This is a genomic window from Acetobacter tropicalis, from assembly GCF_030644465.1.
Classification (GTDB): domain Bacteria; phylum Pseudomonadota; class Alphaproteobacteria; order Acetobacterales; family Acetobacteraceae; genus Acetobacter; species Acetobacter tropicalis.
This window is the reverse complement of the sequence record NZ_JAUYUW010000001.1, coordinates 842,923-864,103: the sequence shown is the minus strand read 5'-3', so window position 1 is coordinate 864,103 and position 21,181 is coordinate 842,923. Positions and strand designations below refer to the sequence as shown.

General features: G+C 56.2%; 18 protein-coding genes and 2 pseudogenes. 8 read left to right on the top strand and 12 right to left on the bottom strand.

Annotated elements, in window-relative coordinates; all coding sequences use genetic code 11:
* The first annotated feature begins 135 nt into the window (after positions 1–135).
* Both QWU00_RS03820 and QWU00_RS03815 read left to right on the top strand, forming a co-directional pair.
* Positions 136–1,971, top strand: coding sequence for a M3 family oligoendopeptidase (locus QWU00_RS03820; protein WP_035382280.1), 1,836 nt, complete (start codon positions 136–138; stop codon positions 1,969–1,971).
* Between the two features lie 3 nt (positions 1,972–1,974).
* Positions 1,975–3,336: an ABC1 kinase family protein gene (locus tag QWU00_RS03815; protein WP_006558310.1), complete on the top strand. Its 1,362-nt coding sequence runs from the start codon at positions 1,975–1,977 to the stop codon at positions 3,334–3,336.
* A gap of 244 nt (positions 3,337–3,580) precedes the next feature.
* Here the strand turns inward: QWU00_RS03815 and QWU00_RS03810 are convergent, their stop codons facing one another.
* The 3 genes from QWU00_RS03810 to QWU00_RS03800 all read right to left on the bottom strand — a co-directional run bounded on the left by QWU00_RS03810 (position 3,581) and on the right by QWU00_RS03800 (position 6,075).
* Positions 3,581–4,159, bottom strand: a complete 579-nt coding sequence (locus tag QWU00_RS03810) for an energy transducer TonB (RefSeq protein ID WP_006558308.1) — start codon at positions 4,157–4,159, stop codon at positions 3,581–3,583.
* 222 nt (positions 4,160–4,381) lie between these two features.
* The gene (locus QWU00_RS03805) at positions 4,382–4,975 is read right to left on the bottom strand and encodes an energy transducer TonB (protein WP_035382279.1); all 594 of its coding nucleotides are present in this window, start codon (positions 4,973–4,975) and stop codon (positions 4,382–4,384) included.
* Positions 4,976–5,196: 221 nt separating this feature from the next.
* The gene (locus tag QWU00_RS03800; protein ID WP_150395613.1) at positions 5,197–6,075 is read right to left on the bottom strand and encodes a hypothetical protein; all 879 of its coding nucleotides are present in this window, start codon (positions 6,073–6,075) and stop codon (positions 5,197–5,199) included.
* A gap of 397 nt (positions 6,076–6,472) precedes the next feature.
* Here QWU00_RS03800 and QWU00_RS03795 point away from each other — a divergent pair, with 397 nt between their 5' ends.
* Positions 6,473–9,247: a DUF4132 domain-containing protein gene (locus tag QWU00_RS03795; protein WP_231551913.1), complete on the top strand. Its 2,775-nt coding sequence runs from the start codon at positions 6,473–6,475 to the stop codon at positions 9,245–9,247.
* A gap of 20 nt (positions 9,248–9,267) precedes the next feature.
* On the opposite strand, the pseudogene QWU00_RS03790 reads toward QWU00_RS03795, so the two are convergent.
* Positions 9,268–10,268: pseudogene (locus tag QWU00_RS03790) on the bottom strand (aldehyde dehydrogenase family protein); the annotation flags it as partial.
* On the opposite strand from QWU00_RS03790, the pseudogene QWU00_RS03785 reads away from it, so the two are divergent.
* A pseudogene (locus QWU00_RS03785) lies at positions 10,257–10,403 on the top strand (TetR/AcrR family transcriptional regulator); the annotation flags it as partial. The pseudogenes QWU00_RS03790 and QWU00_RS03785 sit on opposite strands and share 12 nt — an antisense overlap.
* A gap of 249 nt (positions 10,404–10,652) precedes the next feature.
* Positions 10,653–10,832, top strand: a complete 180-nt coding sequence (locus tag QWU00_RS03780) for a CsbD family protein (protein ID WP_035382276.1) — start codon at positions 10,653–10,655, stop codon at positions 10,830–10,832.
* A 280-nt stretch (positions 10,833–11,112) separates the two neighbouring features.
* Here QWU00_RS03780 and QWU00_RS03775 read toward each other — a convergent pair whose 3' ends face one another.
* Both QWU00_RS03775 and QWU00_RS03770 read right to left on the bottom strand, forming a co-directional pair.
* On the bottom strand, positions 11,113–11,703 hold the full coding sequence (locus QWU00_RS03775; RefSeq protein WP_035382328.1) for a hypothetical protein: 591 nt from the start codon (positions 11,701–11,703) through the stop codon (positions 11,113–11,115).
* 80 nt (positions 11,704–11,783) lie between these two features.
* The gene (locus QWU00_RS03770; protein WP_006559973.1) at positions 11,784–11,954 is read right to left on the bottom strand and encodes a hypothetical protein; all 171 of its coding nucleotides are present in this window, start codon (positions 11,952–11,954) and stop codon (positions 11,784–11,786) included.
* Here QWU00_RS03770 and ispH point away from each other — a divergent pair.
* The 3 genes from ispH to rnhA are packed head-to-tail and all read left to right on the top strand — an operon-like array spanning position 11,953 to position 14,427.
* The gene (ispH, locus tag QWU00_RS03765) at positions 11,953–12,954 is read left to right on the top strand and encodes a 4-hydroxy-3-methylbut-2-enyl diphosphate reductase (protein WP_006559972.1); all 1,002 of its coding nucleotides are present in this window, start codon (positions 11,953–11,955) and stop codon (positions 12,952–12,954) included. The genes QWU00_RS03770 and ispH overlap by 2 nt on opposite strands.
* A gap of 20 nt (positions 12,955–12,974) precedes the next feature.
* Complete coding sequence (locus tag QWU00_RS03760) at positions 12,975–13,949, top strand: homoserine kinase (protein ID WP_035382275.1); 975 nt, start codon at positions 12,975–12,977, stop codon at positions 13,947–13,949.
* A complete protein-coding gene (gene rnhA / locus QWU00_RS03755) occupies positions 13,939–14,427 on the top strand; it encodes a ribonuclease HI (RefSeq protein ID WP_006559970.1) in 489 nt (162 codons plus the stop codon). The genes QWU00_RS03760 and rnhA overlap by 11 nt, the downstream gene beginning before the upstream one ends.
* Positions 14,428–14,596: 169 nt before the next feature.
* Here rnhA and QWU00_RS03750 read toward each other — a convergent pair whose 3' ends face one another.
* The 6 genes from QWU00_RS03750 to QWU00_RS03725 all read right to left on the bottom strand — a co-directional run bounded on the left by QWU00_RS03750 (position 14,597) and on the right by QWU00_RS03725 (position 21,128).
* The gene (locus QWU00_RS03750) at positions 14,597–15,631 is read right to left on the bottom strand and encodes a TraB/GumN family protein (RefSeq protein ID WP_222942019.1); all 1,035 of its coding nucleotides are present in this window, start codon (positions 15,629–15,631) and stop codon (positions 14,597–14,599) included.
* A gap of 212 nt (positions 15,632–15,843) precedes the next feature.
* A complete protein-coding gene (locus QWU00_RS03745) occupies positions 15,844–16,824 on the bottom strand; it encodes a peptidoglycan -binding protein (protein WP_035382273.1) in 981 nt (326 codons plus the stop codon).
* Positions 16,825–16,826: 2 nt separating this feature from the next.
* Positions 16,827–17,888: a hypothetical protein gene (locus QWU00_RS03740; RefSeq protein ID WP_035382272.1), complete on the bottom strand. Its 1,062-nt coding sequence runs from the start codon at positions 17,886–17,888 to the stop codon at positions 16,827–16,829.
* Between the two features lie 32 nt (positions 17,889–17,920).
* Complete coding sequence (locus QWU00_RS03735) at positions 17,921–18,967, bottom strand: OmpA family protein (RefSeq protein ID WP_052051545.1); 1,047 nt, start codon at positions 18,965–18,967, stop codon at positions 17,921–17,923.
* Between the two features lie 31 nt (positions 18,968–18,998).
* Entirely contained in the window at positions 18,999–19,820 is an 822-nt protein-coding gene (locus QWU00_RS03730; protein WP_006560487.1) for an NAD kinase, read from the bottom strand.
* Between the two features lie 45 nt (positions 19,821–19,865).
* The gene (locus QWU00_RS03725) at positions 19,866–21,128 is read right to left on the bottom strand and encodes a glycosyltransferase family 4 protein (RefSeq protein WP_035382271.1); all 1,263 of its coding nucleotides are present in this window, start codon (positions 21,126–21,128) and stop codon (positions 19,866–19,868) included.
* Between the last annotated feature and the right edge of the window lie 53 nt (positions 21,129–21,181).

The following is a 21,181-nucleotide window of genomic DNA, read 5'->3' as shown; positions in this document are numbered from 1 at the left end:
ACAGGTCAACCGCAAACGGGCGGGGCAGGGGGCGAAAGCCTTCTCCCCGCCCGTTCTGTTTGCAGTGTGATCCGTCTTGCATTCTGTGGGGTCGCGCGTAGCAAAATTGCGCGTTACAGTGGCCCCATGCAACACATGACGCTTCTCCCCCGTTTTCAGCAGTTTCCGGCTCTGGCCGCTGAAACGGCTGTGTCTTCTCCCGCCTCTGCCGAGGCTCCGGCGCTCCCCCGGTGGGACCTTTCCGCGCTGTATGCCGGGATGGATGATCCTGCCCTGACGCAGGATTTGGCTACGGCTGAAAAACAGGCCAAAGCCTTTGCTGCCCAGTATCAGGGCAAGCTGGCAGATCTGTCCGGCGCGGATCTGGCCAAGGCCATTGCGGAAGGGGAAGCCATTGAGGAGCTTCTGGGCAAGGCAGGCTCCTACGCCTCCCTGCTGTTTGCCGCCAATTCATCCGATGCGGCCATTAGCCGGTTCAGTCAGTCCATCAATGAAAAACTGACCGATATCTCTGCTCATCTGCTGTTCTTCACCTTGGAGTTGAACCGCATTGAAGATGCGGATCTGGAGCAGAAGTTGCAGGACCCCGCACTGGCGCACTGGAAGCCTTTCCTGCGTGACACGCGCCTGTTCCGCCCGCATCAGCTTTCTGATGAGGTGGAAAAGGTGCTGCTGGAAAAATCCGTTACCGGAGCGCAGTCCTGGTCCCGCCTGTTTGATGAGACCATTGCCGCCCTGCGTGTCACGCTGGATGGCGAGGAGGTGACGGTTGGCGATGCGCTGAACCGGCTTTCCGATTCTGATCGCGGTGTGCGTGAACGCGCAGGCAAGGCCGTTGGGGCCGTGTTCGGGGCTAATATTCGCCTGTTTGCGCTGATTACCAACACACTGGCCAAGGATAAGGCTATCTCTGATGGTCTGCGCCATTATGCGCGGCCCACATCCTCCCGCAATCTTTCCAACATGGTGGAAGACGAGGTGGTGGATGCGCTGGTTTCCGCCGTGCGGCAGGATTACCCGCGTCTGGCGCACCGCTATTACGCGCTGAAGGCCAAATGGATGGGGCTGGACAAGTTGGAGCACTGGGACCGCAATGCACCGCTGCCCGGCTGTGAAGACCGCAAGATCCCGTGGGACGAAGCCAAGCAGATTGTGCAGAAAGCCTATGATGGGTTTGATCCGCGCATGGGCAAGGTGATCAACACCTTCCTAACCCATCCGTGGATTGACGTGCCGCCTGCGCCCGGCAAGTCACCTGGCGCGTTCGCGCACCCCACCGTGCCATCTGCGCATCCGTTCATCCTGCTCAACTATCATGGCCGCACGCGCGATGTGATGACGCTTGCGCATGAGCTTGGGCATGGTGTGCATCAGGTTCTGGCAGCCAGGCAGGGCTACTTCCTGTCCAACACGCCGCTTACACTGGCTGAAACGGCCAGTGTGTTTGGTGAAATGCTCACCTTCCAGTCCCTGCTGGATGCTGAACAGGACCCTGCTCGCAAACGCACCCTGCTGGCTGGCAAGGTGGAAGATATGCTCAACACCGTGGTGCGCCAGATTGCGTTCTACGAATTTGAAACCCGCGTGCACGACGAACGCAAAAGCGGTGAACTGCTGCCCGAACGCATTGGCGAGATCTGGCGGCAGGTACAGACGGAAAGCCTTGGTCCGGCCTTCAACTTTACCCCGGACTATGATGTGTTCTGGGCGTACATTCCGCACTTCATCCACTCACCGTTCTATGTGTATGCCTACGCGTTTGGGGACTGTCTGGTGAACGCCCTGTATGGTGTGTTCACGGATGGCACTCCGGGCTTTCAGGACAAATATATTGCCATGCTGGAAGCCGGTGGCACGCTGCGCCACAAGGAACTGCTGGCACCCTTCGGGCTTGATGCGTCCGACCCCAATTTCTGGCGCAAGGGGCTGGATGTGATTTCCGGCTTTATTGACCAGTTGGAGCAGGCCTGAGCAATGGCAGAACGTGATCTTGATAACAGCGGCATGTTCGGGGAACTGCGCCGCATGGTGCAGACCACGGGCACGGTAGGCGGCATTGCCGCCCGCATGGCCGGACACAAGATAGGCCTGCGGTCTGGCGGCGCGTCCCACGCGGAAGATCTGAAATCCATGCTGGGGGGGCTGAAAGGCCCGTTGATGAAGGCGGCCCAGCTTCTGTCCACCATTCCCGGTGCCCTGCCGGAGGAATATGCCAAGGAACTGGCCGAACTTCAGGCCAATGCCCCGCCCATGGGCTGGAACTTTGTGCGCCGGCGTATGGCAGCGGAACTCGGCCCGGGGTGGGAAAAACATTTCCGCTCCTTCGGGCGGGAAGCTGCGGCGGCTGCCAGTCTGGGGCAGGTGCATCAGGCCGTGCTGACAGACGGCCGTCGCGTGGCGTGCAAGCTGCAATATCCGGACATGAAAGCCGCCGTGGAGTCTGATCTGCGGCAGTTCCGTATGGCCATTGGTGTCTACCACCGGCTGGATAACGCCATCCGACAGGATGACGTGGTGGAGGAACTGGCCGAACGCCTGCGGGAGGAACTGGACTACACGCGGGAGGCCGCCAACATGCGGCTGTATCGCGCCATTCTGGCTGACTGCCCGGAGATCACGGTTCCTGCGCCGATTGATGAGCTCTCCACCCATCGCCTGCTGACCATGGAGTGGGTGAGTGGCCGTAGCCTGAACGCCGCGATTGAAGCCGGACTGACCGAGGAGCAGAAAAAGAAGATTGCCCGCTCCCTGTTCCGTGCATGGTATCTGCCGTTGTATCAATATGGCGTGGTGCATGGTGACCCGCATATGGGCAACTTCACCCTACGCGATGATTACGGGCTGAACCTGCTGGATTTCGGGGCGATCCGTATTTTCCAGCCGTCCTTTATCAAGGGGAACATTGACCTCTACCGGGCCTTGCAGAGTGGCGACAAAGCCATGGCGACCGAGGCTTACGCCGCCTGGGGCTTTACGAACCTGACGCCCGAAAAGGTTGACGTGCTGAACGAATGGGCGGGCTTCCTGTACGCTCCGCTGATGGACGACCGTGAACGGTTCATTCAGGAAGACAGCAACCCTGTGTTCGGGCGCGAAGTGCTGACAAAAGTGCATGAAGGTCTGCAACGCACGGGCGGCGTCCGCCTGCCGCGCGAATTTGTGCTGGTGGACCGTTCTGCCGTGGGGCTTGGTTCAGTCTTCATGCGCCTGAAGGTGAAGATGAACTGGTATCAACTGTTCCATGAAATCATTGCGGAATTTGATGAGCAGGCCTTGGCTGAACGCCAGAAAGCTGCCGTGGCAGCCGCACGTTTCCCTGAAACGCCGATAACGTAACGGGTTATCGGCCGCAGGAGAGACGGCAAAGGCCCGTGCTCTTTCAGTCTCTCCTGCCAATCGGGTTCTGCCTTCTTCATGCAGGTTGTTTGAAGTGTCAGCCAGATCAGCCGGGCCACGTTTCTGGGGGCTGAGTGTGTTGGGCGGGCATTCCAACAACGTTTTATCAAGCCTGCAAATTTTCTGTTTTTCATTCCCCAAAAGTTTGCATCACTTTCCAACTATTGAGTTTTTAAACAGACTCTTACGGGAGGAACGGCAGGAATATTGGCTCACCCGTAAAAAGAGGGGGACCATATTTCGAGGTGGACTGGGGTGCCCCCATGCGAAATTTGATTCGCTGGTGGTAAGGGTGGCTTACAGGTTTGCCGTGCTGCATTGCCGGGAAGAAAACGGCGTGGCTCATAAAATCCAGTCCGGCCTGATTGAAATAAGGGTTGGTCCCTTTTTCAATGTGGCAGCCGTGGGCTTTCCCTTTTTCATCAATGTCGCATCCCACTATCGCCATACCGGTAATGTTCCGTTGCTCCATGAGCGTCGGGTAATAGGGTGGGGGTGTGGCCAGTTTGTTGAGGTGTGGTCCGCGGTTATCATCCACAAAGCCATTATACTGTGTAGGCGGGGGCGGCGCAGGGTGTGGCGTCGGCTGTGTCATCCCCATCACCAGCACATACAGCCCGCAGCATGCCGTTGCGGCGGTCAGTATCCAGCTTTTGGCATTGGGGGCCTCTTCCTGCTTCTGTAACAGCGGATGCGCGGCTGGTTCTGCCGGAGGCGGCTGATGTTTTTGGGTTTCATCAGGGTCAGGCGGGGCAGAAGCCATGAAGCAGCCTCGTCAGGAGAGCGGAGCAAGATTATAGGCTACCGGCAGAGGCTACCCCGTTTCAATAAAAAGCGTACAGGACCATCCTCACGTTTTCTATAGTTCCGTTTTTGCAAAGAGCACTCAAAAAAACGGTCTGGGTGGGCGAGTGGCTCTTTGTTTTCTATGGGCTGCACCTGATTTCTTGTTTCTTAAATACTCGTGCTTTTCGCAGATCTTTTTTCACGGAAGATAAGGCAGGAGAGTGGGGCCGCCGGTAAAAAGCGGTGGTCCATATTTGGCGAAGGACTGTGCCTGCTCCGGCTTTATGCCGAAAAACAGCCGCATACGAAAATGCCGTGTAACCGGTTTGCCGTGCTCCATGGCAGGAAAGAAAACCGCGCGGGCCATATACTCCATGCCCGCGCGGTTGAAATAAGGATTGGTGCCCCGTTCTATACGGCAGGCATGGGCCTTGCCATCTTCGCCAATATCGCACCCTACAATACTGATACCGGAAATACCTTTGTCCTTCATTTCTGGTGGAGCGCGCAGGCGTGGTGTCTCTACTCTGTTCAGGACAGGCTTGTGATTGTCATCCAGAAAGGCGTAGCTGCCGGATGACGCGGATGTCTGGGTTGGAGACGTATCGGGCTGATGGGCGATACCCATAACCAGCATATAAAGACCACAACAGGCTGCGGCAGCGCTAACAATCCAGCTTTTGGCATAAACCGCTTTCTTCTGCTTCTGGGGCTGGGCAGAGAGCACAGGCTGCTCATCCTCCTGCGGAGAACGACCAGGGGAAGGCGGTGGATCAAAAGGCGCGGGAGCCATCGACAGGCCTTATGCTGGTAAGATGGACGTGAGACTACAGGAAGAGATCAGTATTTTTCAAATGAAAGCATCGTGCCACAGGTATACACGAATGAGGATGATGATCTCGTAAGGAGAGTGGCCTTTGTCAGTGAAGGGGAGTGACAGGTTAACTCCACATTCTGCTTATAGCAGGCGTTTATGATTCAGGTGTGGATTCTCATATCCTGTAAAGAATGTTATTAAAAACGAGCATCTACAATGTGGCTTTCAAGGTAAGGCAAAATTTGAGAAAGAAATGGATGATTTTTCTTGTAAAAATCCGTTTTAACGTTTGGTCTGTTTAAAATTGACATGATTTCTTTTCCGAGATCATGGTCGGATGCATCTAAGCCGACATTTATGAATGCTTCCTCAGTCTGGCCAGCCCAGCCTTGACCTGTCCAGGTTGTTGGCTTCATTTGAAAGCAATCAAAAAGCATATTCATATTTAAGAGGGTATCTTTTGATGACGCTTTATTGACTTTCGGCCCAAAGGCTTCTGAAAGTCTGGTTTTAAGAAGGTCATGTGCCAGCTTATGCCGCTCCTTCATTTTTACAATAAATGCATGAGGATAAGATTTTCCATCCCACAGACACTCATAATCATGTACTTCCATCAAGACCTTTCTGGCAGCTGACCCAAGTTGACTTTCCAAGCAAGGTTTAGGCAGAATAGGCCACTCGACATCAGGATCGTCGAAAGCTGGAGCTGCCAATCGGCCGGTTATGAAATAACAGTATTTGTTCATATATATCGAAATAGACCGGGGTTGAATAACCCCTTTGTAAGTATGATAAGGGTTTAATATTTTGCTTGCTGCGGGACGGGCAACAAGCTCAAAATTATTTAAACGAACTGGCCATTTGTCTTCTTTCCATACCCCATTTTTTTGTTTGTAGGCAATGATGCCAAAAGGGGAGTCTTGCCTGTGGGCTGTTTTGCGATGCAGTAGAAGAACGGGAGATCTATTCAAGAAATACGAACCATGAAGATCTCTCAGTAAAGTTTTATTTTCGTGAGGCAAGATTTTTCTTGCGCGCAAGAGGTCTCCTACCAGGAAAACTTCGGGATTACTCAAATGGACCTCCTGATTTCTCTTTTGAAGAGACAATAACGTTATGGGATAATATACCGTCTATAGAAATTTTATCCTAAATTTTTCCTCGATAAATAGAAAAATTTCATTGTTGTTAGGAATATGTATAGTCTGTGGGTAGCGTATTCTGCTTATAGAGATAACCTTCCCTATGAGGCGTAAGTCTGATTGATAGAGGTAGAAACACATTTTTAATAATATTGTAATAAAAATATATAATATTTTTCGCGCTAGAAAAATTTTACTATTCCAACTTCTAAATATTTTTACATACTTCTACACGATGTGTTAGAAAATTTTATTTGCGCCTTATTTAATATACGAATCATTTTTTGGGGAGCCCGAATAGAACGGGAGAGCGCAGATAATGGCAATAGATATGATTGAGTCTGATCTGGCTATAACACGCATGGTTCTTTTTGAAGTCGGTCAACTCGAACGCCCTTTGGTTCGGTGGATTGCTGAAATGAAACAGGTTGACCCGCGGGTTTTTGATAAGCTCCAACAAGCCTGGCTTGAGCGTTATGAGCAGAAAATATCCTCGTGCTATAAGATAACCCAACAGCCTTTATTGCAGAATGTAACGTTGGCGCACATGCCACTGGCTGCAGCCATGATGCCGGAATTGCTCAATAGACAGAGTCTGCCTCGGCCGCCTGCATGGTATAGAAGTTTTGCGCGTACGTATCAGACAAATGCGCTTGGTTTCATAACGTCAAGTTTTTTGCCAAAACCCGTCCGAATGTCGGATGGCTCATATTATAATAGAACGCCAAACAACCTGCGTGAGTATTTCTACAGTTTCAGTGATTCAGGTACGAGCCTGCCTGATGAAAAATGGTTTGATCAGGCGTTGCAGGATTGTGAGAAGATGGAACGGGATATACCACATCTTCTCTGGTTGGCGCGTGAAATGGTTTTGCGGGAGGATGCCGCAAGTTCCACAGAGTCAATGGATTCACGGTTGGAGCTTTTCCAGGTTCCAGAAGCCCCTCAACCATCGTTAAAAACGCTTGCACGTTATAAAGAGCATCTCGCAAAACCAGAGGGGATAAAAGATCTTGAATTTGCAAGATCGTTTGTTCGAGAAGCTTTTGAGTCTTCAGAAAAGATATTAACCTCTTGGCATTTGTTGAAACAGCCCGCCCTTTATCGGGCTGCTATTTTGTCAAGATTTGTTCGGTTGGTTACAGGAGCAGTTTCCAGAACAGAGTCTGTTCGGAAGGTTGCTGAAGCATTTCTTCTCTCCCCTTCGCTTTATTCATTTCGTTTTGGTGGTGGCGAAAATAACGGCATAATGAGGTTAGGGCGTCAAAAGGGATTGCGCTATAAAAATCCACCTCCCGTCAAATCTGTAAAGCCAGATTGTCATCCATGTTCCTCTTCATTATCACCCCCGACAATTTCCCCTGATATCATAGCAGGTTGTTTGTGGATGATCGCCGCTGCTGCGGATGCTGTGGATCTTGAATGGCTTCTTCCAGCCTGTAAAAAGGCTTTGGCAGCGGAAGATGTGGCTATTTTCAATCGTCTGGTTGCAACGGTAGGCCTGATTGGAACACCCGACGCCATTCGGGGAATGGTCCGCTTACGCGCACGTGTCAGGCATGCCACAATGTTCAATGCTTTGGAAAGATCTTTGGCAAAAGCGGCCGCAGCTTCAGGGCTTACGACAGTTGAGGCGGAAGAACTTCTTGCTCAGGAATACGAACTCGATTCAACAAGTTCTCACCGTGTGAACTTGCCTGATGGTTACGCGGCCGTCCTCTCGATTACTGGTTCCGGTCAGGGTTCGATTTATTATGAGGGGGAAAAGGGAGATCGCATTTCAAAACTGCCTCCATTTGTCCTTGAACAAGAAAAATGCAGGGTGCTTCTGAAAAGTATGCGGTCAGATGCCAAGGCAATTTCGGCGGATATGCTGGTGCATCGTTACAGGTTGGAGCGTTCATGGCTGACCGGCCAAACCTGGACTTTGAGGGCGTTTATCGAAAGATGGTTAAACCATCCGCTTCTTGGTTGGCTGGCGCGTCGGCAGATATGGCTTGTTGCTGAACCGGGAGGTTCTATTAGAACATGTCTGTTTGGAAGGGAGGCGACCACAGTATATGATCCAGATGGTAATAAAGCGCCTCCGCTTCATCCCGATACTCTTCTTAGCTTGTGGCACCCACTTCAAAAAATGAGCGATGACTGCAAGGGGAGTGTTGTTGCACGGTGGCGGGAGACACTGGAGCGTTTGGATATCCGGCAACCTATCCGTCAAGTATGGCGTGAGACCTACACAATAACCCAAGCGGAGCGAGAAAGCTCTCCTTCCTCCTACCGTTATGCACAACGTATTCTTGGTCAGGCTCAGGTAATAGAAATTGGGCGTAAACGCGGGTGGCGCATCCGAACCCTTACCGCGCATATTCCATCCAGTGAGGGCGCCCCGTGGTCTTTAATCATACCGGCGTATGGTATTTATGCGGAATTCCGTACAGGGGGAGTAGGGTATAATGACCTCGGTCGATCTGCTCCGGCTTTTACGCATGTCATGACTGATCGAGTAAGGTTCTGTATTCTTAAAGATCGTGGAGACTGGCGATTTGATGGAGGGCGAAAGCTGACGTCCATGAAAAAGCCAGTTCGGCTGGCAGATATAGACCAGATCGTATTTTCGGAAGTTATGCGAGATCTGGATCTTATGGTGAGTGTTGCAGCAAGTAACCTGAAGTTTGATGCATCTTCTATTCAGGCTGTGCCAGAACTAGGAAAATGGAGACGCCAGCAGGGTTTGTCAGATATAGCATTGCCAGATGAACCCCATTATGGTGGGCTGGCCCAAAGCAGGCGGCAGATTATCGAAGCTCTGCTGCCTTCTTTACAAGAAAAGGGGGCTGTAACACTGGACGAGCGGCATGTTATCGTTACCGGTAGGCTTCACCAGTATCGTATTCATCTCGGAAGCGGTGAAGTCATTATGGTCCCTCAGTATCGCCACCTCACATTAGAAACACTCTCGCACTCGACACGTGAAGAAGATATTGGGGATTATCAGCCTCTATATGATGACGATATCCTGAATTCCATTCTCTATCGGATCGCCTTGTTGCAAAAAGACCATAAGATTAGAGATAAAAATATTTTAGAACAACTTCGTGACGAATGAAAAATATAAACTGCTCTTTCTCATCGTGTCATAAAATTTGTGATGATATCAGTCAGCTTTCCAAACGGGGGCTGGAGGAGGGGTGCGGCGTTGAAGCGGCCCTGTTTGTAAATGCCGCGTGGGTGGGGGAGGGCCATGAAACCTTCCTTTCCGTGATAGGCTCCAATGCCGCTTTCTCCCACGCCGCCAAAGGGCAGATCTTCCTGAGCGTAATGCAGCAATGTGTCATTGACCGTGACATTTCCTGAAACGGTATATTTCAGAACCCTGTTGAGTTCATGGCGTTTTTTTTCAAAATAATACAGTGCCAGCGGGCGAGGGCGTTCGTTGATGAAGGCGATGGCTTCATCGGGATGCCAGTATGTCAGAACAGGCAGGACAGGCCCGAAAATTTCTTCCTGCATGACGGCCATTTCGGGTGTTGCGTCCAGCACAAGAACGGGGGCGAGGAGATGATCGGCAGGTGAATCCTCTCCCAGCCGGATAACACGCGCCTTAAGCGTCTGGGCATCACGTATCAGGTCTGTCAGCCGTTCGTAGTGATGCTGGTTGAGGATGGCTGTATAATCGGGAGATCCAGCATAGCCGTGTGGATAAAGCTTTTTTACGGCGTCCTGAAAGGTTGTGGCAAAAGCGTTCTGATCCGCTTTATGGACCAGCACATAATCCGGTGCGATGCAGGTTTGTTCGGCATTGATCAGTTCACCAAATGCAATACGTTCCGCCGCACGTTTCATGGAAAAACCGGGTTCGATCACCACGGGAGATTTGCCGCCCAGTTCAAGTGTAACCGGCGTAAGATTTTTGGCGGCCGCCGCGGCAATTTTTTACCAACTGCCGTGCTTCCTGTGAACAGGATATGATCAAACGGCAAAGCCGTGAATGCAGCCCCGGTTTCTGCGTCGCCCATCACAACGGAAAACTGCTCTGGGGTAAAAACAGCCTGCACAATCTGGGTGATGACTGCCGATGTGGCAGGTGTGAGTTCCGAAGGTTTGAGCATGGCGCGGTTGCCATCAGCGCACTGGCGGCAGCGTGCTGGGCGCAGGTCCATGGTCTGGCGCTGTTGGGCATCAACGGTCAGCTTCTGGAGAAAAAAGTGGGGCCAGACCCCGTTCCTGCCCCGTTGGACGTGCTGCTGGATGGTGTGTGTTGCGGAGAGTGGTCAAAGCCCACACACGGGGCGCATGGACCAGAAGGGAGCGCGGCGTCCGCCGGCACTATGGGGAGAGCGATGGGGAGTGGTTCCGCACCATTTTTTTAATTTCGGGCATGACCGGAAAAAAGCAGGCCGAGAGTTTTTAACACGAGAAGAAGTGGAGGCGTGTGAACCCGGAAGAGCATGGCGCGTTAATGTTGGTAAGGGTCTGGCTGACCGGACCCAACAGTATCAAGGAGAATTCCGATGGGCGAATTTACTGACAAAGTTAAAGGCGCTGCTGACAAGGTTGTGGGTTCTGTCAAGGAAAGCGTTGGGAAAGTGACCAACGACCCGGAACTGGAAATCAAAGGCAAGGCACAGAAAATCAAAGGTGATGCCGAAAAGGCCAAGGGCACCGTAAAAGGTAAGCTCAACGACCTCTGATCGGATCTGAGAGGTTTTTGGGGAAAGAGCGCCTGAACAAGGCGCTCTTTTTTTTATGGCGGGAGCGCGCAAGCTCTCTTGAGGCTCTTTTGTCCGCCAATGCGATGCACGATGACCTTGTCTCGAAGAGCGCGTAGTCCGTAGGGCACCTTCTCTCCGATAGGGCAGGCGGCTATGTCAGACATTCGTATGAGTGTCCGGTAGAGGGCGAGTTTTCCAGTGGGCCACCAAGCCGTATCCTTCCTTTATTAGGTAAGGTACGGCTCGGTGGTATCAGGCCTTAGTAGGCCTGATAGTCCACTTTTTTCAGGTGTGTTTCATTGTAATCCAGTTGGTCCTTGGTCAACTGGAAGCCAACTTCAAAACGGTAGTCGGATTCCGTGTTCTTGGGCGGAATGGGCAGATCAACCGTCACCACATGCGTATCTGTGGTGTAGCTGGACAGATTGGCCGGGAACTGGAACGTGTGGTGGAACACGTGCTTGTTCACAATTTTATCGCCATGCACCACGGCAATGAACCACGGCAGGGTGACCGTGCCGTCATGCGCGGCCATGCCACGGCTGACCACAAACCGCAGCGCGATTCGGGTTTGCAGGTCCTTGCGGCCTGCGGCCAGACAATCACCCTGCAACTTCAGAATGCTGGCACGCGTGACCAGATGCGGGAAGGTGAAGGTTTTGCCTTCATACTGGTAGTAATCCGCCGCTTCGGGGGGGATATGGGTCAGCGGGCAGCTGGGCGCGAATGAGACGGACTGGCTTTCTTCATCTCCACATCCGGCCAGTGCGGTCAGCAGGCCAAGTGCCACAAAGCCGGACAGCGCAACGCGCGGTAGCAGGCGGTGTGGGTGGGAAAGGTCATGCGGCATGTGCGAATCCGGGCTCATCAGTTAAAGGGTTGAACAGGCAGAAAACAGGACCAAAAAAGGACTAAAGACAGACACACCTATCAAACGTGGGGCTCCGATGCCCGAAAACGGCTTGCATCCGCCCCGCGCTTTGCGTAGGCCATGCGCACGGTTACCGTGCCTTCTCCGGGTTTCGGGCATAGCCTTTTTTCAATATGCTTTGTCATAGCCACTTCTTCTATACCGTCCGCCGCAAGTTTGGGGAACACCATGCCCGATCAAACTCAAACCCTTGCCACAGCAGAGACCGCCACGGCCTCTCATGGCAAATCTCTTAAAGTGCTTCTGGCTGGCCCGCGCGGGTTCTGCGCCGGGGTCGATCGCGCCATCCGTGTGGTTGAGGAAGCCATCCGCCGTTATGGCGCGCCGGTGTATGTCCGGCATGAAATTGTTCACAACCGTACGGTGGTGGAAGAGCTGGAAGCCCAGGGCGCCATTTTTGTGGAGGAGCTGGATGAGGTTCCGCCCGATGGCCATGTTGTGTTCTCCGCCCATGGTGTGCCCAAGACCGTTCCGGCTGAAGCCGAGCGCCGCAATCTGCTGTATCTGGATGCCACATGTCCGCTGGTGTCCAAGGTGCATCGTGAAGCTGAGCGCCACTTTGCCGGTGGTGGCCCGGAAAGCCGCCATATTCTGATGATTGGCCATGCGGGCCACCCGGAGGTGGTGGGCACCATGGGCCAGTTGCCGCCGGGTGCCGTGACGCTGATCAATGATGCGGATGAAGCCCGCAGCGTGCAGCCTGCTGATCCTTCCCGTCTGGCCTTTATTACCCAGACCACCCTTTCCGTTGATGATACGGCGGAAATTGTGGATATCCTGCGTGAGCGGTTCCCGCTGATTGAAGGCCCCCGGCGTGAGGATATCTGCTACGCCACCACCAACCGTCAGGAAGCCGTGAAGGCCATTGCGCCGGAATGTGATCTGGTGATCGTGATCGGTTCTCCCAACTCCTCCAACTCTCAGCGGTTGCGGGAAGTGGCGGAACGTTCTGGCGCTACCCGTGCGCTGCTGGTGCCGCGCCTGAACGCGCTGGACTGGTCCGTGCTGGAAGGCGTGGACACGCTGGGCATTACGGCCGGGGCTTCCGCGCCGGAAGCGCTGGTGCAGGAAATGGTGGCGGAACTGGCCAAGCGGTACACGCTGTGCATTGATGAACGCACGGTGAAGGAAGAAAACGTGACCTTCCGCCTGCCGGCCCCGCTCGGTTAAAAAGAGGCTGCTGCTGTTATATGGCCGTTTACACGGATGTGAGTGACGAGGCGCTTGAAGCGTTTCTTGCTGACTATGCCATCGGGGGGCTGGTTGCCTTCCGGGGCATTGCCGAAGGGGTGGAAAACAGCAACTTTCAACTGCGCACCACACAGGGGGATTTTATTCTCACCCTGTATGAAAAGCGGGTGAATGTGCGTGAACTCCCCTGGTTTCTCGGCCTGATGCAGCATCTGGCGGTGCAGGGGGTGACCTGCCCGCAGCCTGTGGCAGATAAAACAGGCACCACGCTGAAAACACTGGCGGGCCGTCCTGCCGCCATTACCACTTTTCTGCCCGGCGTGTGGCCTCGTAAGGTTCGCACCTGCCATTGTCGCCCATTGGGGCGGGCGCTGGCCCAACTGCATGAGGCCGGACGCAGCTATGCTCCCGTGCGGCATAACAGCCTTGGGCCTGCTGCGTGGCAGCCGCTGCTGAATTCCTGCCGCAGCGGGGCAGAAACCGTTCAGCGGGGGCTGGAAGCAGAGCTTGATGCCGCTTTTGCCCATATTCTGCCCCTCTGGCCGGGCCGTGACGGCAACCCGGACCTACCGCGTGGGCAGATTCATGCTGATCTGTTCCCGGATAACGTGTTCTTTCTGCATGATAGCGTTTCCGGCCTGATTGATTTCTATTTCGCCTGCACGGATATTCTGGCCTACGATATTGCCATCTGCCTGAACGCCTGGTGCTTTGACGTGGATGGCTCCTTTAACGTAACGTTTGCCCGCCAGCTTTTGCAGGGATATCAGGATGTTCGGCCGTTAAGCGCGCCGGAACTTGCAGCCCTGCCTGTTCTGGCCCGGGGTGCCGCCATGCGCTTTTTGCTGACGCGGCTGTACGACTGGATCAACACCCCGGCGGATGCGCTGGTAACCCCCAAAGACCCGCTGGATTACCTCAAGCGGCTACGCTTCCATCTGGCGACGGAGAATGTGGATGGATATGGCGTCTGAAAACGCACCGGCAAATGCGCCAGAGGCAGCGCAAGATGTGGTGGAAATCTGGACCGATGGCGGATGCCGCCCGAACCCAGGCCCTGGCGGCTGGGGTGTGCTGCTGCGCTTCAAGGGCACGGAGCGGGAGCTTTCAGGCGGGGAGGCGGAAACCACCAACAACCGTATGGAACTGACCGCCGCGGCCGAGGCGCTGGAAGCGTTGAAGCGCCCCTGTGTGGTGCGCCTGCATACGGACAGCGAATATGTGCGCAACGGCATTACCCGCTGGCACACGGGCTGGGTGCGCCGCAACTGGCGCAATGCTTCGGGTGATCCGGTTGCCAATATGGATTTATGGCGCAGGTTGCTGGATGCCGCCAAACAGCATGATGTGTCCTGGCACTGGGTGAAAGGCCATTCCGGCGTGCCGGAAAACGAGCGTGTGGACGTTCTGGCGACGGAAGCCCGCAAGCTGATTGAAGAAACGCTCTCCTGAAAATCTGAAAGACAGCGTGAAGCGTCTTTCAGGGGAGTATGAAGCGGGTCCTTTTGCGGCTGAACGTATTGGAATTTCGTTCAGCCAGATCCGCAGCATCTGATCAAATCCGCCTTTTCAGACTCGAAATCCCCTCGCGGTTCTGACGCGCTGATTCTCCATATGGCCTTTAAAGCTGGCTTGCTGTCGCTGATGGTGAGGGTACTATCTGCGTGACCTTGAACCCTTCCTTGCGCAGCAGGGCGGGCAAGCCGTTAGGGCCGCTCATATGCAGGGCACCGACCGCCACAAACAGCTTATGGCTGCTGGCGTGCATCTGGATGATTTTCTTTACCATTTCTATATTGCGGTCATCCAGCATGGCTTTGGTGTGGGCTTTTTCCTGCGCGGTCTTCAAGCAGTCACACCACTCCCGATAATGCTCAAGTTTGTTCAGGTCACTGTTGGCCCACATGGTGGCTATGGCCAATAGCTCCTTACGGCCTGTATCAGAGCTGAGATCATGCAGGGCGTCATCAATCAGGGCATCTTCTGCTGCTGCGGTGGTCCCAATCAGTAACTGCCGCTGGGCAGTGGCTGTTTCAAGCGGCACAATGGGTTTGTGTACGGAACGGGCATATCCCTGTATGACGGAATCAATGGCGTAATCAGGATAAATCCCATCCTTGCGGCCACTGAGGGAAACAAGAGCGGCAGCTTCCATTCCTGTGGCAAGCGCATCAAACGCATAAGGCGGCAGGCATTGCTGTGCGGCAATCTCATCCAGCCGGGCCTTGCGGTGTGTATCAACAAGATGCTGAAGGCGGGCAGGGTCTTCTTTATCGCGTAATACCTGCAAGGTGGCGGGATCAGACAGGGAGAGCTCCACGGCAATGGTGTCGCTCTGGTGGAGGGCTGCCCGTATGAGGGGGCCGGGAAAGGCCCAGTTCAGCTTGGCCACATGCATGGTGCCATACAACCAAGAGGAATGACCGTCGCTGGTCACCTGCCATAAAAACCCCCGGTCTGTGGCCGTGCGGGCAATGTCCTTGAGTTCTGGAGCAGAGGGCATGTGCGCAGCGACAGGGCAGGAGGATGATGCGGCTGGCGGCGGCGTGGCGGCTTGCCCCCATGCTGCGGAGGAATGAAGGCCCATGCTGGTGCTGAAAAGGGTGGTGACTGAAAGAACGGCTGTAATCACGGTGCGCTTTGAAAGGGATCTCATAAAAAACCTATTCTGGCTCAGAGATAAGGACACTGTTGAGTGTGTATCCTGTTGAAATACCAGATGCGCGAAAGAACTGTGTGAAGAATTTGTTTGTATGTCTCTGCCTCGTGTGTGTTGGAGGCAGAGACGACTAACAGGTTATTTTGGCTAACGCTCTTTGCGGCGGTTTCTGCCTGTTGGCGCTCGTTCCTGCATGTGCAGGCCGCTTCTCAGCGGTCTGTCAGGCGGAACTCAATACGGCGGTTGCGGGCATAGGCTTCTGGCGTGTTCTGGGCATCGAGCGGCTGGTAGTCCGCAAAGCCGGTGGCCGCCAGACGGTGCGGGTCAATCCCTTCCGCCACCAGAAGCTTGACCACGGTAATGGCGCGCGCACTTGAAAGCTCCCAGTTGCTGGGGAAGGCAGTGTGAATGGGCTGCCGGTCTGCATGTCCATCCACGCGCAGAATCCATGGGATATCGGCAGGGATATGGGCCGTCACCTCTTTGAGCGTATGCGCCAACGTGGTGATTTCCTTCCTGCCCTCAGCAGAAAGATCAGCACTGCCAACGGGAAAGAGCACCTCGCTCTGGAAGACAAAGCGGTCTCCCACCACATGCACGCCCTTCTGGTTGTGCAGGATATCCCGCAGGCGGCCAAAAAATTCCGAACGATAACGGCTGAGTTCCGTCACCTTGTTCGCCAGTGCCGTATTCAGTTTTGCGGCCAGATCCGTAATTTTGGCATCACGCGCCTGCACGTTTTTCTGCGAGACATCAAGCGCCTCACCCAAGGCGGCCAGGCGAGCGTTGAGGTCTGTCAGCGTATCATCCAACTGGGTGATGCGTGCCTGATCGGCCACGGTCAGGGCCGTTGCGGCATCGGCTGTTTTTTTGGCGGTTTCAATGGCGGCGGCATCAGCGGCCAGGGCCGAGGCATCTTGCTGGTGCTGGGTTTGCAGGCCAGTTACGGTATCGCTCAGCGCATGGTTGCGGGCGTGTTCCGTATCAAGCTGGCGGGAGAGTTCGGCTGCCTGTCCCTCCAGCTTTTCCAGCACATGCTCACGCCGGTTGAGCGCTGCGGAGAGCAGGGTCTGCCCCATCACGAACACCAGCAGCACAAAAATAACCACCATCAGCAGGGTGGAAAGGGCATCCACATAACCGGGCCATGCATCCAGCCCGGCATGCAGTTTTCTGCGGCGGCGGGCCATGGTCAGGGTGCTTTCGGGGTATGAGGCGCGTTATCGGCTGCGGCCGCAATGGTGCGGGCCAGCACGCGCAGATCATTCCGCAAATCCGCTGTCATGCGGGTGCGGCCTTCTTCTGAAGTCTGCACCAGTATTTGCAGCAGGCGTTCAATATTGTGCAGGGTCTCCGTCTGGGTGGCCGTGCCTTCCAGCCGGTCAGACAGTTTGCTTAGAACAGCGCTTTCCTTCTCGCGCCGGGCTTCACTCACCCGCACCAGATTTTGCAGGGATTCCAGATTTTCCGCTGTCTGTTCAAGCAGGGCCTGAATATAGGCGGGAATGGGCGCACCGCCTTCCGTGGTGGGGGCCGATGCGGAGCCCGTCGCGCCAAAGCGGGTCTGTTCGGCCAGCCATTCTTCCAGTTCGTTGAAAAAGCGGTTCTGGGCCTGTCCTGCCGTCAGGTCCAGAAACCCAAGCACCAATGCACTCGCCAACCCGAACAGAGAGCCGGAAAACGCCGTGCTCATGCCGTGCAGCGGTTTGGCCAGCCCGGTTTTAAGCTGCCCGAACATGGCGTCCAGATCCCCGCTGCCAACGGACATGCCAGCAATCACATCTGCAATGGCGGCCACGGTCAGCAGCAGGCCATAGAAGGTGCCCAAAAGGCCCAGAAAGATCAGCAGGCCCGTCATGTAACGGGAGACTTCACGCCCCTCATCCAGCCTGCCGGAGACGGAATCGAGCACGGCCTGCATGGCCGGTGTGGAGAGCGCAATAGGTTGCCCGCGATGATCAGGCCGGGAGCCCAGCGCTGTGGCCAGTGGCACCAGCAGGCGGGGGGCGGGGGCAGTTGTCAGCCCGGCGCGGGACTGGCGGATGGTTTCCACCCACCGCACTTCCGGCATCAGGCGGCGGACCATCATCATGTTCCAGCCCACGCCCACGGCCAGAATGCCCAGAATCAGGCCGTCAAGCAGAGGGTTGCTGAAGAAGGCATCCCGCAGGGGCCGCCAGAGCGTGGCGGCCACAAGCGCCACGCAGACGAGGAACCCGATCATTCTGAACAGATACTGTGTAGGACGGGTCATGCTCTTCGGTTCCGATTTTTAGAGGGGAATCGTCAGGGGACGGCGTCAGACTGATAAATGTCCATGTAATCCTGCACGCCATCCGGAGCAGGTGTTTTGGGCACACCAATCACACGGAGATAGATGCGGGTGGAGGGCGTGCCGCCATTCATCAGCACGCTGCGGGCCGCCAGCCCGCGCGCCAGCGCCATGCGGCGCGGCAGGGAGGGATCATCCGCAGCGCCGGAGCTGTAAACATCAATCAGTGCGCGGACATGGGGTTTGTCAGACAGACGCTGCCCAAACGCCAGAATGGCCTGATGGGTCTCCGGGTTCAGGGCGGAGGAGCCCGGCGCAAAGGTCAGCCTTACGCCGCCGGGAATAGGGGTGACCGCACCCTTTGCGTTCAGATCAACCGCAGGCTGCGGCGGCACGGGGAAGGGGTGGATCTCGATATCCGGCGGGGCCGGGGTCAGGGTGGGTTCCGGCGGTGGCGCAGGTGGAATGGTGGGTGAGGGCGGCACATGCCCGTTGCTAGGCTTGCCTGCTTGTGTGGTGCTCTGCCCTGTTGTCCGTCCTGCCGCTGGTTGCGCGGTGGTTGCTCTGGTTGCCTGTCCGCCGTTTGGAACAGAGGAACTTGTGTGCCCCGGTGAGGCAGCGTGGCCTTGCGTGCCAGTGCCAGTTGCGGGTGTGGTCTGCGGCTGGGCAGGCTGGGTGGTTTTGGAGACCGAACTGCTGCTGGTGGCGGTGCGACTGGATGAGCGGGTACCTGCTACCGTCGGAGCCGTCTGTTGGGATGATGCCGCAGGGGCGCTGGTGAGTGGTGGCTGCATGACCGGCTTTTGCGCCACAGGCCGGTGCCCGGCGGAGGGATGCGCCGGAGCGTGCGGGGTTTTGGTCGCGGGGGCAGCCTGCTGTGCGGGTGCGCCGCCCAGAGCATCCAGCGCCTGAGAATTGGTGACAACCTGAGCCTGCGCGCCAGCGGCGGGCAGCAGGAGGAGGGCGCACAGCGCAGCGAGACGCGGCGATGGGAGAAGGGTGCTCTGCATTACGGGCAAGACTAAACCAGAAAAGAGGCCGGGTGGAATGGGTGAACGCATTTTCCGCCCGCAAAGGGGCGAATATGCGGCATCAGGCCGAGAACTGCTCGGCCGTAATGCGTTCAGAAAGGGTCTGGCCGGGGTCAAACAGCACGGTTACGGCCAAACTCCGGTCTTCATGCACATGAACGGAGACAACATCCCGGATCTCGATCGAATCTGCCACGGCCGCAACGGGCCGTTTCTCGTGTTCCAGAATGGTGAAGCCCACATGCGCGGTAGAGGGCAGCAGCGCGCCCCGCCAGCGCCGGGGGCGGAACGGGCAGATGGGGGTTAGCGGCAGCATGTTGCCCGCCAGCGGCACAATGGGCCCATGGGCGGAAAGGTTATAGGCGGTGGAGCCTGCAGGCGTGGCCACCAGTGCGCCATCACAGATCAATTCGGGCATGCGCACCATGCCATCCACATCCACCCGCAGTTTGGCGGCCTGCCGTGTCTGGCGGAACAGGAACACATCATTCAGGGCAAGGGCTTCAAAAACCTCGCCAGAAACCTGCGTGGCCTTCATGCGCAACGGGTGCAACTGGGCCGCTTGGGTGGTGGCCAGCCGCTGGGGCAGATCTTCCTCCAGCATGGGGTTCATCAGAAACCCGACGGAGCCGCAGTTCATGCCATAGACCGGCACGTTCAGGTTTTCTTCCAACACCACGCGCAGGGTTTCCAGCATGAAGCCATCGCCCCCCAGGCACACAATCACTTCGGCCTCGCCGGGGTGCACGTTGCCATACTGGCGGGCCAGACGGTCAAATTCATGGCGCGCGGCCTCGGTGGGGGCGGCCATGAAGGCAATGCGGGTCGGAACATCCTGTGCAGCAGGCAAGGGCGGCTGGGCCGGGATCGGGCTGAAGGTCATGGCAGTCGCCCCAAGGCTGATTGTGCGGAAAACAAAGGGTTTCCCTTATCCTGCAACGGCGGTGGGGTGAAGGAGGGGGAACGCATTTTTCTCCGCTTCCGCCTGCCACTGGGCTTCCGCCACATGGAGGGCGAACTGTTCAGCCAGGCAGGTGCCCAGAATGTCATCATAAACGGCAAGGGTGGCGGTCTGCATGGTCAGGGTGGTGTAGTGCTCCAGCACCATGGCGCGGGCGGCTTGCCCCATGGCCAGCCGTCCTTCTGGCGCGGCATGCAGCACGGCGGACAGCGCATCAGCCAGGGCCTCGGTATCACCGGGCGGCACGCTCAGGCCCGTCATGCCGTGCTGAACGGTTTCCAGCGCGGCCCCATGGCTGGTGACAATCACCGGGCGGCACATGGCCTGGGCCTCCACCACCACACGCCCGAAGGGTTCAGGCCGCAGGGACGGAATGACCACAGCGGTTGACAGTGCGAGGGCCGCAGGCATGTCCTGACAATGGCCCGCAAAACGCACCTGTTCGGCAAGGCCCAGCGTCTGGGCATAGGTGGCCAGTTCCTGCCCGTAGGTGCTTTTTGCGGGGCAGGAGCCTGCAAACACGCAATACCACGGCAGGGTTGGGGTCTGTTTTTTCAGGCGGGCGAGGGCATCAAGCAGAAACCGCTGGCCTTTCCACTCCGTCAGCCGGCCGGGCATCAGAATAACGGGCGTATCCGGCGGAAGCGCCCATGCCTCGCTAAGGGTATGGACGCGCTGGCCGCTTACGGCTTCCGGGCTGAACTGCCGGATATCCGCGCCACGGGGAATAACGCGCAGCCGGTCTGGCCCCACATGATACTCCTCCGCCAGCCGCTGGCCGATATGGCGGCTGATGGCGATCACACGGTCCCCTGCGGCCAGAACGGCGTTATAGCGTTTCTTGCCGGGAAAAGAATTGGCATGCACGCCGTGCCAGGTGGTGACAAACGGTGTGTCCGTGCGGCGGCACGCCAGCCGCGCCACCCAAGCTGGCGCGCGGGAGCGGGCATGAACAAGAGAGACCTGATGCTCCTGTATGATGCGTGCCAGATGGCGGGCATTGCGCATGATAATGAGCGGGTTCTTGCTGCCACAGGTTGGCAGCATGATATGTGTGGCCCCCAGCCGCTCCAGCGCGGGCACCAGCCGCCCCCCGGCGCTGACAACCACCGCTTTTGCCCCGGCCTGGGTAATGGCATCCGCCATTTCCAGCGTGCCCCGTTCTACCCCACCCTGATTCAGCGCAGGCAGGATTTGCAGGATAACGGGAGAAGATGGCGGATTAGTCATGTTCGGCTGTTAGCATGGTTTTCACGCCACAGACCACTCCGCAGTGTGCCTGC

Bases quoted from the DNA above. Each gene is read 5' to 3' on its own strand.
- QWU00_RS03740 (WP_035382272.1), bottom strand. From the start codon at position 17,888: ATGACCCGTCCTACACAGTATCTGTTCAGAATGATCGGGTTCCTCGTC.
- ispH (WP_006559972.1), top strand. From the start codon at position 11,953: ATGCCCGATCAAACTCAAACCCTTGCCACAGCAGAGACCGCCACGGCC.
- QWU00_RS03745 (WP_035382273.1), bottom strand. From the start codon at position 16,824: ATGGCCCGCCGCCGCAGAAAACTGCATGCCGGGCTGGATGCATGGCCC.
- QWU00_RS03735 (WP_052051545.1), bottom strand. From the start codon at position 18,967: ATGCGTTCACCCATTCCACCCGGCCTCTTTTCTGGTTTAGTCTTGCCC.
- QWU00_RS03730 (WP_006560487.1), bottom strand. From the start codon at position 19,820: ATGACCTTCAGCCCGATCCCGGCCCAGCCGCCCTTGCCTGCTGCACAG.
- QWU00_RS03810 (WP_006558308.1), bottom strand. From the start codon at position 4,159: ATGGCTTCTGCCCCGCCTGACCCTGATGAAACCCAAAAACATCAGCCG.
- QWU00_RS03775 (WP_035382328.1), bottom strand. From the start codon at position 11,703: ATGCCGCATGACCTTTCCCACCCACACCGCCTGCTACCGCGCGTTGCG.
- QWU00_RS03750 (WP_222942019.1), bottom strand. From the start codon at position 15,631: ATGAGATCCCTTTCAAAGCGCACCGTGATTACAGCCGTTCTTTCAGTC.
- QWU00_RS03760 (WP_035382275.1), top strand. From the start codon at position 12,975: ATGGCCGTTTACACGGATGTGAGTGACGAGGCGCTTGAAGCGTTTCTT.
- QWU00_RS03805 (WP_035382279.1), bottom strand. From the start codon at position 4,975: ATGGCTCCCGCGCCTTTTGATCCACCGCCTTCCCCTGGTCGTTCTCCG.
- QWU00_RS03820 (WP_035382280.1), top strand. From the start codon at position 136: ATGACGCTTCTCCCCCGTTTTCAGCAGTTTCCGGCTCTGGCCGCTGAA.
- QWU00_RS03815 (WP_006558310.1), top strand. From the start codon at position 1,975: ATGGCAGAACGTGATCTTGATAACAGCGGCATGTTCGGGGAACTGCGC.
- QWU00_RS03795 (WP_231551913.1), top strand. From the start codon at position 6,473: ATGATTGAGTCTGATCTGGCTATAACACGCATGGTTCTTTTTGAAGTC.
- QWU00_RS03770 (WP_006559973.1), bottom strand. From the start codon at position 11,954: ATGGTGTTCCCCAAACTTGCGGCGGACGGTATAGAAGAAGTGGCTATG.
- rnhA (WP_006559970.1), top strand. From the start codon at position 13,939: ATGGCGTCTGAAAACGCACCGGCAAATGCGCCAGAGGCAGCGCAAGAT.
- QWU00_RS03780 (WP_035382276.1), top strand. From the start codon at position 10,653: ATGGGCGAATTTACTGACAAAGTTAAAGGCGCTGCTGACAAGGTTGTG.
- QWU00_RS03725 (WP_035382271.1), bottom strand. From the start codon at position 21,128: ATGACTAATCCGCCATCTTCTCCCGTTATCCTGCAAATCCTGCCTGCG.